Origin of the sequence: Thalassolituus sp. ST750PaO-4, assembly GCF_020320405.1 — a bacterium.
Classification (GTDB): domain Bacteria; phylum Pseudomonadota; class Gammaproteobacteria; order Pseudomonadales; family Oceanobacteraceae; genus Venatoribacter; species Venatoribacter alkanivorans.
Genome location: NZ_JABVCB010000005.1, coordinates 107,748 through 121,924 on the forward strand (window position 1 = coordinate 107,748; position 14,177 = coordinate 121,924).

Consider the following 14,177-nt stretch of genomic DNA (forward strand, 5'->3'; position numbering starts at 1 on the left):
TCCTGTTACATACCGGTCGACGGACCAATCCATCGGCCATGGCTTGTGTTCAGCAGCCGCACAGCCGCAAACAATGTTAAAAAAACAATAGTTCAGCGTTAGGAGATGGAAGGCAAAATACAGGAATGACCGCTGACAAATATCACTCAGGATGAGCGTTGCCATTCCACGGTCAGAGGAGGTAAGCCGGGAGTATGAACTTCGATGCTGATGACTTTATCAGGCTGACGTCTGAGCCAGGCTTCGGCCACCGGACCCAGACGCGCCAGTTCCGCCAGCAGTAACTGCAATTGCTGCTGTTGTGCCGGCGTCATACGGTTTTAAAACGGATAGTGACCTGCGAATACACCGAACTGCTGGTGCTGCTGGGCAGGGGCTTGGCACTGATGCGTACCGGACTGTCGGCTGTGGCCGCGAGGGTTTTATCCAGCGTGGCGCCATCGAGAAACAGAGTCTTCTCCAGTGTTTCAGCATTCACCAGCTCTTTTACTCCGCTGCTCAGCGTGCTGTTGACCAGCGTCGTATTAAGCACTGCATCGGATGCCGCCAGACGCTTAACGTCACTGACTGCGGTCTTACCATCATTGCCCGCTGCCGTTTCGGCGGTTGCATCGCTCGCAGTCTGATACAGGCTGCTGAGCTCCAGCTTGGCATTAATTTCACCACTGTCGACCACCAGCCGCGCCTGCTCCATACGATTAAGCAGCGCCTGCAGGCTGGCTTTTTGTTCAGCCACCAGCTGCTCATCAATTACTGCGCGCAATGCTTCAAAGCCATAGTTGGTCAGACGGTTTTTAAAGATAACCGACTCTTCCTCAAACTCTTCGGTCAGTTCCAGAATAAACGCCTGCCGCTCGGGCGGAACAATCATCTGCCGGGCAATAGGGCTACCGGCAATGAGTGTTTCGCGCGTGAGCACCAGCTGCGGATCGATGAACTGCAGCAGAAACTGCTCGTCGGGCAGATCGATTGCCGCCTGCAGTTCAGCATAACGGCGCAGCTGGTATTGCTGCGCGTTAATGGTGGCTTCAAAAGTTTCGGTCAGCAGCTGGCCGACAAACTCCGCAAAACCAAGACTGACATACTGAAAGTCAGACACAAATCACCTCACCCGTTCAGCGGCGCATAATCGGTTTTAAAGCGGATCAGCACACGGCCAAAAATATCGACCTTGGTGCCGCTGGTATCGCGCTGGTAACTCTTGGCGGTATTCACCGTCACCTGACGCTGACGCTCTTTGCGTCTGGCTTTTTTGAAAGCGCCCAAAGCACCTTTGCGCAGTTTGGTTCTGCTGGCCTGGCGCGCACGGGTTTTGTTTTTGGTTTCCAGTGTGCTTTCCCGTTCCTGCCAGGTGGAGAAGGTAATCTTGGTTTCGATTTCACCTTCGGTTACCACCAGACGCATCATCCCCTGCTGCGCCATATTCTGCAGTACGCTGTATTTATTCGAAGAAATCAGCGAGGCAATAGCATCGTGAATCTGCTGATAATTCGGCAGTGTACTGGTAACACCATTGTTATAGGCAGACAGTGCCTGCAGATCATCGTGCTGTGACGGGTCGGCAATTTTATCGACCAGCGAATCCACCGCCGGCGCCAGTGCATTCATCAACCCACCCCACCAGGTATCGGTTGTGGCTGGCTGGGCCGCATTAACCGGCGAGGATGTTGATGGCGCTTCCAGACTGTTCAGTACGGCTTCCAGTTCGGTTTCACTGAGGGTCGGCAATTCGTACTTGAGCACAAAATCGCTGATTTCATCAAAGCTGACACCGTCGTTGGTGTTGTTGATATAACTGGATAAATCCTGCGTCAGGGTCTGAACAAATTCGGCATATTCTTCAACCTGCAGAATATGCGCCTCGACCAGCGAATCGAACACGCCGGTAATCAGTTCCTGGGTAAATTCAACAAAAGGGATGTCGCCAAAGCGGGCGGCTGTATCGATGGCAGAATTAAAATTCGGCATGGTCTCTTCCTTGATAAATGGCAGTTTATTGGCCGGTGCGGAAAATATCCGGGCACTGCTGATGCTTTCCCTGCACCACTGATCGCAGCCAGATTACTGCGCACTATCAGGAATGTCTACCGCGCAGAAATGACAATACAGGCCTTATAATGCTCAACCTCCGGTGGCGCAGGATAACGCTGGAATGACCCCTTTCATTTGCTGTTATCAAACCCGATAGTTATTACTTTTTATTATCACAACTGCGCACATAACAATTACCATTCCCCTGCAACGCGCTGACCCTGCGGTCACGCTCACGTTCGGCATCATCCACCGCATCCAGCTTATGCCAGGCATTAAACAGCTGGGTTTGCTGGCGGCTGATTTTCAGGCCATAGCGGTCACGCATATAGAAATAAATCCGCGCCACATCACCGCGGCGGTCGTCTTTCGGCTCGGCACGGCGCAGTTTGAAATCCACTTCAAAATCACAGCGGCCATAGACACGCGGCTCACCTTCGAGCATACCGAAACGGAAGTTGGAACGGTCACCGTTTAACTCGCCAACAGCAGGCACAAGATTGTGCAGGTCGGCTTCCATACGGCGGAATTGCGCATCGTTTTTACTGCAGTTTTTACGGCCACCGTTTTGCCAGCACTGCAGCTGATGGCCAAACTCCCAGGCTGGAACCACATGTTCCCATTCCAGCCGCGCACCGCGTTTGGCATTTTTACGCGCACTGTAGCCGCAGGCCGAAGCATCAATATCTTTGCCGGAGAAAGCACAGTCACAATAAAAGGTGCGCTGGCCACCCGGCAGACTGGCGTACAGCTTAGCCGCCATACGCTTGGCTTCACGGAAGGATTGCGGACCGGACTGGCGGTCATCGGCCTGACTGGCCTGCGCTGCCTGCAGAGGTAAACAACAGAATAACAGCAGGGCAACCGCACACTGCCTGACAGTAAAACGCATGATCATTTTTGCCCTCCGGTTTCGCAGCGCGCAATGTATCACTGCCGCCCGGAGGGGTCACGGTTTGCCGTGTGAGCGTGCGTAAAGCCAGCTCATTTAAGCAGCCTCAGCCTCAGAAGCGATAACCGAATGCGCCAATATATTCATCAAAGTAAAAACTCTGATCGGCTTTATCGCCTTTATTGCTGGTCAGCACATCATCCATATCGGCATGCCCATATTTACCGAGGAAACGGAAAAAGAAGCCTTTCCACAGCGTGGCTTCAACACCCACTTTAACCGTGGTGGCATAACCGGCGACATGCCACTCATCATTACGTTCGCCACTAAGCAGTTTAACGTTGCTTTTCGGATACAGAATGCCGGCACCCAAACCGGCAAATACCGCCAGATCCATTTTATTGCCCCAGGACCACAGCGGCAGAAAACGCTCGGTTTCCAGCGAGATCATGTTAAAGCCGTCGGTATGCTCATAATCGAGAAAATCAGCGCTGAGCTTCTGCTGACCACGGGCCGGGTCGGTGCGCTCAAACCCGGGACGATTAATAGTACCGCTGATATCGACGGTCTGATCCTGCACCATCACATACTTCATATGATCAAAACCGAGCGATACCGACCAGTTATCGGCAACAAAATAACCAACACGCCAGTTGTACTGTGGAATCGTCAGCCGGCCGGGATTCAGATAAGAGTGGAAAACTTCATTCCACGACACCTGATTCTGACGGTCGCGGGCTTTAACGCCGTACAGCGTGAAATCGTGATCATCGCCTTTAAAGTGAATATCACTGTTGGAATACGTGGCATTGTTCCAGCCCCAGTAGCCATACCACTGCCCCTGCGTACGCAGAGTGGTGACCGCCTGAGCAGAAAACGAGAAAAAAGCCGACGCCAGCAGCGTCAACAGCAGGGCCATCCGCTGGCGCAGAGATTTTAACAACATAAGTAACTACCAGGAAAAAGAAGGTGTGAACAGCAGAGACCGGCGGTACCGGGGAGCCTTATGCCCGATGAACAACACCGGAGTGAAGCCAAAGGCCACAAAGAGATACCAGCCAGTCTCATTCGCGCGCACCTTAACAGCCGCTATAGAGAGGCGTAACAACGCCTGCCAGAACAGCCTGATCCACCTGCCAGAACAATGTAAAATATCAGCAACAACGGGAGCTGCAGCGCTGTCAGGCCCTTCATAAGGGATTGATGCAAATGCGCAACAGAGTGTTGGGAGGGGCCTGGCAGGTCCCGGCAGGCACTGACGCCACCGTTTGCAATCAGAAACGCACTCCTGCCAATCCTGAAACAGCCGGTAAAAGTGGCACATTTCGCCTTCAGCTTTCAGCGCAAAGCTCATACACTGGAGTCAAACCACCGAGCTGCCGCGCCTACGTTGCCAACCTGTTTTACAGCCGCAATAGGGCGCGCCAGCCGTGACCGCCACGCACTGCAACCGCACAGCGTCCGGCCACCAGGGTCCGCAAAGAAATGCCCGGGCCTCCCACTCTTGGAAAGGTGAACAATGACACCGCAACAACCGCTGATTCCCCTGCGGCCTGTTGCCGACATCCCGCCAGCACCGGCGTCTGCCACCGGCATTGTGCCGCAATCATCAGACACCACGCTGCAGGATACCCATGGCCGGCGCTTCAGCTATCTGCGTCTGTCGGTAACCGATGTCTGCAACTTCCGCTGCAATTACTGCCTGCCCGATGGCTACCAGTGCAGTGACACGCCCGAACCGCTCAGCCTGGATGAAATTGCCACGCTGGCGCAGACCTTTGCCGCTCTGGGTACACGTAAAATCCGCATTACCGGCGGCGAGCCCAGCCTGCGCAAAGATCTGCCGCAGATTATCCGCATCCTGAAAAACACCACTGGTATTGAGCAGGTTGCGCTCACCACCAATGGTTACCGTTTAAGCAAGCAGATTGATGACTGGGTAGCTGCCGGACTCGACCAGCTGAATGTCAGCATCGACAGCCTCGACCAGCAGCAGTTTCAGGCCATTACCGGCCACGACAAACTGCAGGAAATTCTTAACGGTATTGAACGTGCACGTGCCCTTGGCTTAACCCGCATTAAAGTGAATGCGGTGCTGCTGAAAACCTTTAATGAAAGCGGACTTAGTCAGTTTTTAAACTGGTTAAAAGCCACACCGGTAACCCTGCGTTTTATCGAACTGATGCAGACCGGCGACAACGCCGAATTTTTTGCCGCTCAGCATGTGCGTGGTGAAGATATTAAACAGCAGTTACTGCAGGATGGCTGGCAGCCAAAATTACGCGGCAGCCACGACGGGCCGGCACAGGAATTTTATCACCCGGATTTCAGCGGACAGATCGGCCTGATCATGCCTTACAGTCAGGATTTCTGTAAAAGCTGCAATCGTCTGCGTATTTCTGCTCAGGGCAAATTACACCTGTGTTTATTCGGTGAAGAAGGCCATGAATTACGGCCACTGCTTCATCATGCCAGTGCTGACATACAGCAGCATATCCGTGCCCTGCTCGGCCAGAAAAAAGAAAGCCATTATCTGCAGGCCGGACGCACCGGCGCGATATCTCATTTTGCGATGATCGGTGGCTGAATGAACACGCCACAGCTTGCTGCCGTATTACTGGCCGGTGGTTCGTCACAACGTATGGGGCAGGATAAAGCCCTGCTGCCGGTGAAAGGTTTTCGTCATCTCGGCGAACGCAACTGGCAACAGTTAATTGCTCTTAAACCGACTGTGCTCTGGCTCAGCCGTCAGCCGCATCAGGCAGAGCTGGGCTTATCGGCACCTGAGGGTTGTCACTATAAAATACTGGCCGATGACATTGCCGGAGCCGGGCCTCTGGCGGGTATTCAGGCTGCAGTTAAAGCAGCACTGAACGATCAGATTGACGAATTAATATTGCTGCCGGTCGATATGCCGCATATCCGCAGTCAGGATTTACAGCTGCTGATCAGCAGCGGACGTGCCGCCGGTAAAGCCGCCTGCTACCAACAGGATTTTTTGCCCCTTTATTTGCCGGTCAGCCAGGAACTGCTGCACTGGCTGAACGAACAACTGCAGAATCCGGCGGCACGGCGTTCTGTCGGTTCGTTAATTCATACCTTTGCTAGCATGCAGCTGCCCTCTCCCGGCACGCATGCACTGACCAATACCAACACACCGGACGAATGGGCTGAACACGCCCATCACTGAGGACAATCATGGCCAAAACCTTTACCGAAGATTTTATTCCGCTGAATATCGCAGTATTAACCGTGTCCGATTCACGCACCGAAGACACCGACACCTCCGGCCAGCTGCTGGTCGAAAAGCTGACCGATGCCGGGCACTTTTTAAGCGATAAAAAAATCGTGGTGGATAACGTCTATAAGATCCGTGCCGCCGTATCCCAGTGGATTGCCGACGACAAAACCCAGGCCGTGCTGATCACCGGCGGCACCGGTTTTACCAGCTGCGACTCCACCCCCGAAGCGGTAACGCCACTGCTGGATAAAACCGTTGATGGTTTTGGTGAACTGTTCCGCCAGATTTCCTACAACCAGATCGGCACCTCCACCATTCAGAGCCGTGCCATTGCCGGACTGGCCAACCAGACCATCGTCTTCTGCATGCCCGGCTCCACCAATGCCTGCCGCACCGCCTGGGACGATATTATTCAGACCCAGCTCGACAGCCGCCACCGTCCATGCAACTTTGTACCGCAGTTAAAAAATACCGCCCACTGTGGCAGCCGCGGTTAAAGCACATAAATACCGCCAATATTGTGAGTGATTATTTAAGAATGAAAGCTTATGAGTGAATTTTCCCATATTAATCAGCGCGGCGAAGCCAGCATGGTGGATGTCAGCACTAAAGCCGCCACGGTGCGTGAAGCACGGGCCGAAGGTTACGTGCGCATGAGCGCCGACACCCTGCAGAAAATTCTTGCTGGCGAACATCATAAAGGCGATGTGTTTTCCGTTGCCCGTATTGCCGGCATTCAGGCGGCTAAACAAACCAGCCAGCTGATTCCGCTCTGCCATCCGCTGATGCTGAGTAAAGTGGCCGTCGATTTTGAAGCACAACCGGAGCACAACCGGGTGCGCATCACCAGTCTGGCCAAACTCACCGGCCAGACCGGCGTGGAAATGGAAGCGCTTACCGCCGTATCTGTCGCCGCGCTCACCCTGTTTGATATGTGCAAAGCCGTTGACCCGGCCATGGTACTCGAAGGCATTCGTGTGCTGGAAAAACAGGGCGGAAAAACCGGCCACTGGCAGGCCGACAGCACAGGATAAAATCTGTTTATGAATATTCTATTTTTTGCCGCCCTGCGCGAACAACTCGGTTGCGCACACTGCGATATCGACCTGCCGTTACCAGCCAGCCTGGCAACCGTGCGCGCTGCGTTAATACAGCATTTTCCACAGCAGGCAGAACGTCTGGCTGCGGGACGCGCACTGGCCGCCATCAATCAGACACTGATCAACGACGAAGACACTCCGATTAACAGCGGTGATGAAGTGGCATTTTTCCCGCCGGTGACCGGAGGCTGACGATGAGTACAGGAAACGCCAGCAACAGCCAACACTATATTGCAGTGCAACAGGCGGATTTCGACGTTGCCCATGAATACGCCGAGCTGCGCAAAGATAACCGCAGCGACGGCGCCGTGGTGTTCTTTACCGGACTGGTACGTGAAATGAATCAGGGGGCACAAGTGAGCGGCCTGACGCTGGAGCACTATCCGGGCATGACCGAAAAAGCGCTGCAGCAGATTGTCGCAGATGCCAGTACCCGCTGGCCCGTTAACCGCGTGCGCCTGATACACCGCGTTGGCCCCCTGGCGATTTCCGATCAGATTGTTTTTGTGGGAGTCAGCAGCTCACACCGTGAAGCTGCCTTCGATGCCTGCTATTACATCATGGATTATCTGAAAAACCGCGCACCTTTCTGGAAAAAGGAGGTTACCAGCCAGGGTGAGCGCTGGGTAGAAGCGCTGGATAAAGACAAACAGGCGCTGGATAAGTGGCAGTAAGGGTTTCCGGCGATCTTATGCCAGCTTCTCCTGCTCTTCCCGCCAGCCCGGCACAGGTGTTCAGCTAGGGCCTGTCGACACTAAGTAAATCCGGCCTGCTGAGAGCCAGTTTTTCTCAGAACAAGGAGAGAGGAGTGATATTAGCGGGCTAAATGAATGACGAGCGACGACGTTTATGTGGAAAACTGGCCTCAGCCCGAAGGGTTATGGCTAAAAATACCTCATTCTGCGTTGCTGTTCGCTCGCTTAACCCGTTAGGCCACACTCTCAGCGCCTTGCCTGAGATATTTTTAGCCGATAACAGGCCTATTTAATTAGTGTCGACAGGCCCTAACACAAACTATTGATAACTAAGTCATCTTAAGTGTACCCTCGTTATCCAGCTTAAATCTTTCTCTCATAGCTAGCTGCTCTGATGCTAGCTACTGCTGCTCACACCGTATTTAAAAAGCACGGCCTTCGCTGGCGCTTGATTTTTAACGGGAGCGATATTTCAGGGTTACCTACGAAATGGAGGCGTGCATGCCCAAAGGATTATTTTTTCCGGTTATTGAAACCGAACGCTTATCACTGAAACCTTTGGTGATTAATGATGCGGAAAGCCTGCTGGAAATTTTCTCCGATCCTGAAGTTATGCGCTATTGGAATACGCCCCCCTGGAAAACCCTTCAGGATTCTCTGGACTTTATAAATGCGAGCAATGATTCGATGCAACGCCAGGAATCGCTGGTTCTCGGGGTGTATCTGCAATCCACTGGTGAGCTGATCGGAAAGTGCATGCTATTCAGCTATGACGCAGAATCCAAACGTGCCGAAATCGGTTTTGGTTTGGGCCACGCAGCCTGGGGAAAGGGTTACATTAATGAGGCAGGCGAGGCCCTGATACAGTACGGTTTCAGTGTATTGGGGCTGCGCCGGATTGAAGCAGAGATCGATCCAGACAATCAGTCATCTGCAAAAACGCTGGAGAAGCTCGGATTTTCCCGGGAAGGTTTGTTAAGACAGCGCTGGGAAGTCAACGGTATTGTCTCTGACTCAGCCATGTATGGACGGCTGAAGAGTGACCATCCGAAGCCGTAAACCAATCGCGTAATGGCGCAGGATAAGCATGGATAAAATCGCAGAACTGATAAGGGCTCAGGCCAGAGCGCCCTTCACGAATCAACATGGTACTAGACTCCTCTGAAATTCATCAATTTTTATTAAGAAGAGAACCTTATGGAACTTAGTTTGATCAGCATCTTCATTACCGTAGCAATCGCCCATTTCCTTGCGCTACTCAGTCCAGGGCCTGACTTTGTGTTGGTTGTAAAAAGTGCCTTAAAGGGAAATCGTAAAAATGCCATTGGCGTTGCACTTGGGATTGCATCTGCCAATGCCGTTTACATTGGCCTATGCCTTATTAGTGTAGGAGCAATTCTTTCAGCTTCAACTTCCATAATGATTGCACTTAAAGTTGTTGGCGGTCTTTTCCTTATGTACATTGCGTTTCATGCATTAAAGGCACCCAGAAGTTCATATCAGAATATGGCAACCACATCCGAAGGCACTGAAAGATTCTCTCTGATTTCCTTTTCAAAAGAATTCATTACTGGTTTTCTGTCTGGAATTTTAAACCCTAAAAACCTGTTATTTTACCTGAGTCTCTTCACTGTTGCGCTTACACCAGAGATCAGCTTAAAGTTCAAAATTCTTCTTGGCGCCTGGATGACGGCTATCGTTTTTCTATGGGATGTGGCTATCATCTATTTATTATCCAACAACAACGTACGCAATAAATTTACCCGAATGGCGTTCTATATCGACAAAGTGACTGGTGCAATTTTAGGTGCCATTGGCTTTGGCATTGTCAAATCAGTTTGGACTAAACAGTAACAACATGACGGACTGCTGCAGTTTTTCCCGGTTAAACTGGCAGCAGAGGATCAGGTACCGAATTTATTGAACCAGGGTTCACCTTCGGTGTACCCTCTCTTTATACAACTGTTCATAAATCCAACTGATATTTTCCAGTACCGAAGAAAATATCAGTCGGTAAAGCTACTGAAATAAGTGACCATACCCATGTCTGACAATTACACTTTCTTCGCCAGTGCAACCAACTCCATAGGTACGCTGATAGCTCTGTTTATCCTGTTTTCACCGCTGGCCCTTGCTGTAGCGGCTACAATAAAAATTCATAAACAGTTGGGCGGGGGCGCGGCTCATCTTCTGAGCTTCGGCGTCATCATGTTTTCTCTTTTACCTCTGGATCTTATGATTTCTATGGCCGGAGCTTTTATGGATACTCAGGCTCTGGCAGAATTTATGCTGGTCAAAAGTTATATCTCCATGACTCTGACTTATCTGGGCGCAATCTCCACCGGAATAGGGATACTTATCCTCTGTCAGCGGCAGAAGAATGCAACCTGAAGTAAGAACCTGAGCAGAGCGCTGCTCAGACCATCAGTTAAAGGCACAGACAATCTTTTACGGCAGCCCGACGACTGCCGTCACGACGGCGTTCATTCCCCAGCTATCCGCCCCCTTACCTGCCGTTACTATTTTTATCATCTTCACACGCCCTGAGCGGTCATCCTCTGCTATTATCCCTGCTCTTTTGAGAAAGCTATCATTACAACCAGAAGGCACAGTCAGCACAGCATCAGCCTGTGTCTTGTGACACTGCTGCCACTACAGGGAACCGCATGCATCAGTTCGATAAATCTATTCTTATTGCTTTTAATCCACACGACAGTGAGTCGGTTGCTGCTGCGCTGTTGCAGTACCAGCAGCATCTGGAAGATGGCAGTGCCTTCAGGAAGCAGGTTTTTAATATCGAATTTGTTGCGCTTGAAAATAATGGCCAGCGTCGCCTGCAACTGAGTGATATCCGTGATGAAACACTGCGCACTTATGTCAAAGACGCCCTGAGGCTGACGCCGGATGGTTACAGCGAATCTTCCCATGAGACAATCGCGGAAGATGATCCGGTCTATATTTCTGAGCCCATATTCTTTGCCTTAGCGCTGCAGTTTCCACAACTGCAAGAGCAGGTTATACGCTGTGCCCGCAGTATCGTTGCCTATGCCCGTGACAATAACGATACGGACGATATGTGGCGCGATGATATGGACGTATTCGGCGCCGAAGCCCTGTATTTATTGGCGCGCAGCGATCTGAATAATCTGCCGTTATTGGCTCAGTTTTTTATCCCGTACTGGGATGACGAGCATGCCGGCGAATATCATAAATTTCTTGCCGATATTGTGCATCGCTATGGCTGGTGCCGCGAGGTGATCAGTGCCTATATCTGGTGCGATAACGACCCGTTCCGCTATCAGATGTTTGGCCATGAGTGGGGCAGCGACACCCACTATCAGCCATTGGGAGAATATCTGCGTTCTAACCCGCAGGAATATCTGTGGTTTAAACAGGCTCTGCAGGAGCGTCTGCTCGACACGCCCAAAATGATGGTGTCGATTCATAATAATGAAGAGGCACATAACCCGGTGCTGGATTTTTATCTGACGCTGTTGCCGATGGATGGTGACCGTTTTGATGATGAAGATTGCGCAGAATTTGCCCAGCAGCATTTTATTCATGCCAGCCTTGAAGACGAAGCACTGGATCTGCAGAACAGAATTCAGGCACAAAGCAGCACGCTGTTATTCTGTTATTCCGCCAGTGATCTGCGTTCACAGGAATCCATGGAGCGGGAAGAAACCAGGGGTGATGGCCTGCGCATGGTTAAACCACTGATTCTCGCTCTGCCTCAGGGCGAAGCACTGTGGCAGTACGTATATGATGGCAGCCAGCAGGATGCGCTGCAGCAATTGCCCGTCACCGAACTTGCACCATTGGCCAAAAAAGCAGCGCCGGGATTTTACCGTGATTTACAGGATGAGCTGATTTTTGGCGACAGCAACAAAGACATCTGCGATGACCTGTTTTCCGTTCTGTACAGCGTACGCCGCGAATTACAAAGCGATGACGAAGACGCCGAAGACTTTGCCGATGTATTAACCTCCGACAGTGAAGAACAGCGCGCCCGGCAATACCTGCGCCTGCTGGATATTTTTTACCGCGTACTGGGGCAGGATGAATTCCCCGATAGTATGCGCGAGCTTCTGGTCGACGACGATGAGCTGTTAACCACTGCCGAATATTTCCGCCGTTTCAGCCGCATTCCGGCCGAAGATCAGGAAAAAGCGCTGCAACAAAAAGTATTGCACAGCCTGCTGGGCGAATTCTGCGATATGGATGAGCGGCTGGGCAAGGCACTGCTGCAGCGCGCACAACAACTTATTGGTTCAGAGCGTACTCTGGCCAACCCCGCCAGTTGGGCAGACGATGCAGCACAAAGCGAGCTGGAGATCGGCCACTTTACGCTGATGGCCTTTATTCTGCACAACGACTGGCAGCAGAATTTTGCCGATGAGCAGACTCCGGTTCTGGCCGAATACCTGCAGCAGGATAGTTTATGGTTAAAAGCCGCAAACCTGCCACTGAAGCGCTTTCATATTGAAGGCGGCCATTACTGCCCGGAAGGCCGTGGCATGAGTGCGGAGCAGGTGCAGCTTTTCCGCGATTATTTCTGTGCACAGCAACCGCTATTAAATCAGCAACAGATGATCGGGCTGATCAACCGCTATGCCCACCGTGACGATTGTACCCGCCGCAGTTCACTGTCGTTTAATCAGTTCAGCGAACTCCAGAATGGCTATCACTTTTTTAACGACCACGACGATGATTACCAGCGCATACTGCTGATCTGCTTCTGGTTGCAGCACCTGCCTCTGCCCTGCAGCGTGCCAGCCAAACGCATCTGGAAACTGATGGTCGCGCTGGCACCGATACGGGTCACGCGGCTGGTGATGCAGGCATTTTCCGATGACAGTTACGATGTGGAATTTGCAGATGTATTACAGGAAATCAATCATTACGAAGCACTGGAAAAAGCCGGAATTAATCAGGGTTATTTAATGGCCTTCCAGCTCAGTCAGTGCCAGCCTGCTTACCACACGGAAAAATATATTCACTGGCTTGATCAGTATGCCGCCATTGATGATGCCGACACCTCGATGTTCGGCAGCCGCAGCCGTAAGCTGGCACAGGAGCTGCAACACGGACTGCGTTATATCAACGAGGCCGATAAAATTCAGTTTTATCGTCTGCTGGAACTACGTCATCCGCGCTTCAGTTACAGCAATAATGACGAGCTGCAACAAAACTTCCGCCGCACACTGGAACGTAATCTGCGTCTCAGCCTCAAACACTGGCACAGTATTCTGGCCAGCGAGAGTGGTTCCTCCCAACTGGATTGCGACAGCAAAGTGCTGAGCAAAAAACCGCTGCGTATCGCTGCGGACTACCACACGCGGGAAGATTTTGTTCCCGGCGATATGACCTGGCTCGGCGTCTGGCTGGTTGAAGATATGGGTGACGACTACGAAATATTCGCCGGCCCCGAACTGCAAAGTGCGGAACTGAACCATTGCCGGGGCAATGTATTGTTATTTAAAGGCGGTATTGACCGTGCTCAGATTTCAGCCCGTGCCAATGAACTGCTGGACAGCGAAGCCTGCCTGCAGCAGCTGCATCAGCAGGTTCTGAATTATCTGGACGGTAATGCCGGTTATGAACAAACCGCCACTCTGGCAGAACATTATCTGCTGGGTGAAGGTCTGGAACTGCAAGCTCCTGAGTACACTATGACCGGGGTCGACAGCTTTATCTGGTTGCTGGATGAAGAACAGCGCGACCGTCTGGCGCGACTGTTTTTTAATAACAATTACCGTGGCTTTAAACTGGTACGTGACACCATCGTTCAGGGCTATCTGAGCGATCAGGTTAAGCAGGGCAAGATGAGCTTCAGTGACATGCTGGAGGCCGATGAAGACGACAACGAAGAACAGGCCGCGGCCTTTTTATTGCTGTGGTTGCTGCGTCTGGATATCCGCCCTGAGCATATCCTGCTGTACTGCGTTAAAAACCGTCAGTTCGAAGCCTGCCGGCATTATGTCATTGCGCTGGCCAATGACGGTCTGCTGAAGTCCTGTACTGCCTTTCTGCATACTGAGAACCGCGCCACTCTGGTGGAAATGCTCGCAGAGCAGAATAATGGCCGTTCTTTCCTCAGTATTTTTGCCAAAGATAAAGCACGTAAAATCCGCGATATCGTTGCGCGTTTTATCGGCTGAAGCAGGTCAGACAAAACGGAGTGCTGCTGTTATCACCCCGGATAACAGCAGCACGCT

General features: G+C 51.8%; 15 protein-coding genes and 1 riboswitch. Of the genes, 10 read left to right on the top strand and 5 right to left on the bottom strand.

What is annotated here, in order from left to right; translation table 11 throughout:
* Positions 1–146: 146 nt before the first annotated feature.
* The 5 genes from HUF18_RS02885 to HUF18_RS02905 all read right to left on the bottom strand — a co-directional run bounded on the left by HUF18_RS02885 (position 147) and on the right by HUF18_RS02905 (position 3,869).
* The gene (locus HUF18_RS02885; RefSeq protein ID WP_186435843.1) at positions 147–314 is read right to left on the bottom strand and encodes a hypothetical protein; all 168 of its coding nucleotides are present in this window, start codon (positions 312–314) and stop codon (positions 147–149) included.
* Positions 311–1,099 carry a hypothetical protein gene (locus HUF18_RS02890; protein ID WP_225691069.1) on the bottom strand — a complete coding sequence of 263 codons (789 nt, stop codon included), beginning with the start codon at positions 1,097–1,099 and terminating at the stop codon, positions 311–313. Before HUF18_RS02890 ends, HUF18_RS02885 begins: the two co-directional genes overlap by 4 nt.
* Before the next feature lie 8 nt (positions 1,100–1,107).
* The gene (locus HUF18_RS02895; protein ID WP_225691070.1) at positions 1,108–1,968 is read right to left on the bottom strand and encodes a hypothetical protein; all 861 of its coding nucleotides are present in this window, start codon (positions 1,966–1,968) and stop codon (positions 1,108–1,110) included.
* Positions 1,969–2,191: 223 nt separating this feature from the next.
* Positions 2,192–2,929 (bottom strand): endonuclease, encoded by a 738-nt coding sequence (locus tag HUF18_RS02900; RefSeq protein WP_225691071.1) that lies wholly within the window; start codon positions 2,927–2,929, stop codon positions 2,192–2,194.
* Between the two features lie 106 nt (positions 2,930–3,035).
* Positions 3,036–3,869, bottom strand: a complete 834-nt coding sequence (locus HUF18_RS02905; protein ID WP_225691072.1) for a hypothetical protein — start codon at positions 3,867–3,869, stop codon at positions 3,036–3,038.
* 411 nt (positions 3,870–4,280) lie between these two features.
* Positions 4,281–4,454, top strand: a riboswitch (molybdenum cofactor riboswitch).
* Here HUF18_RS02905 and moaA point away from each other — a divergent pair.
* The 10 genes from moaA to HUF18_RS02955 all read left to right on the top strand — a co-directional run bounded on the left by moaA (position 4,443) and on the right by HUF18_RS02955 (position 14,120).
* The gene (gene moaA / locus HUF18_RS02910) at positions 4,443–5,510 is read left to right on the top strand and encodes a GTP 3',8-cyclase MoaA (protein ID WP_225691073.1); all 1,068 of its coding nucleotides are present in this window, start codon (positions 4,443–4,445) and stop codon (positions 5,508–5,510) included. It overlaps the preceding riboswitch by 12 nt.
* The gene (gene mobA / locus HUF18_RS02915) at positions 5,511–6,113 is read left to right on the top strand and encodes a molybdenum cofactor guanylyltransferase (protein ID WP_225691074.1); all 603 of its coding nucleotides are present in this window, start codon (positions 5,511–5,513) and stop codon (positions 6,111–6,113) included.
* A gap of 8 nt (positions 6,114–6,121) precedes the next feature.
* Positions 6,122–6,661, top strand: a complete 540-nt coding sequence (gene moaB, locus HUF18_RS02920; RefSeq protein WP_225691075.1) for a molybdenum cofactor biosynthesis protein B — start codon at positions 6,122–6,124, stop codon at positions 6,659–6,661.
* A 51-nt stretch (positions 6,662–6,712) separates the two neighbouring features.
* Positions 6,713–7,198: a cyclic pyranopterin monophosphate synthase MoaC gene (gene moaC, locus HUF18_RS02925; RefSeq protein ID WP_225691076.1), complete on the top strand. Its 486-nt coding sequence runs from the start codon at positions 6,713–6,715 to the stop codon at positions 7,196–7,198.
* A 9-nt stretch (positions 7,199–7,207) separates the two neighbouring features.
* A complete protein-coding gene (locus HUF18_RS02930) occupies positions 7,208–7,456 on the top strand; it encodes a MoaD/ThiS family protein (protein WP_225691077.1) in 249 nt (82 codons plus the stop codon).
* Positions 7,457–7,458: 2 nt separating this feature from the next.
* Entirely contained in the window at positions 7,459–7,938 is a 480-nt protein-coding gene (gene moaE, locus HUF18_RS02935) for a molybdopterin synthase catalytic subunit MoaE (RefSeq protein ID WP_225691078.1), read from the top strand.
* Between the two features lie 522 nt (positions 7,939–8,460).
* Positions 8,461–9,018 carry a GNAT family N-acetyltransferase gene (locus HUF18_RS02940; protein ID WP_145467886.1) on the top strand — a complete coding sequence of 186 codons (558 nt, stop codon included), beginning with the start codon at positions 8,461–8,463 and terminating at the stop codon, positions 9,016–9,018.
* Positions 9,019–9,156: 138 nt separating this feature from the next.
* A complete protein-coding gene (locus HUF18_RS02945) occupies positions 9,157–9,813 on the top strand; it encodes a LysE family translocator (protein ID WP_225691079.1) in 657 nt (218 codons plus the stop codon).
* A gap of 189 nt (positions 9,814–10,002) precedes the next feature.
* The gene (locus HUF18_RS02950) at positions 10,003–10,350 is read left to right on the top strand and encodes a hypothetical protein (RefSeq protein WP_225691080.1); all 348 of its coding nucleotides are present in this window, start codon (positions 10,003–10,005) and stop codon (positions 10,348–10,350) included.
* A 275-nt stretch (positions 10,351–10,625) separates the two neighbouring features.
* The gene (locus HUF18_RS02955) at positions 10,626–14,120 is read left to right on the top strand and encodes a hypothetical protein (RefSeq protein ID WP_225691081.1); all 3,495 of its coding nucleotides are present in this window, start codon (positions 10,626–10,628) and stop codon (positions 14,118–14,120) included.
* The last annotated feature ends 57 nt before the right edge of the window (positions 14,121–14,177 follow it).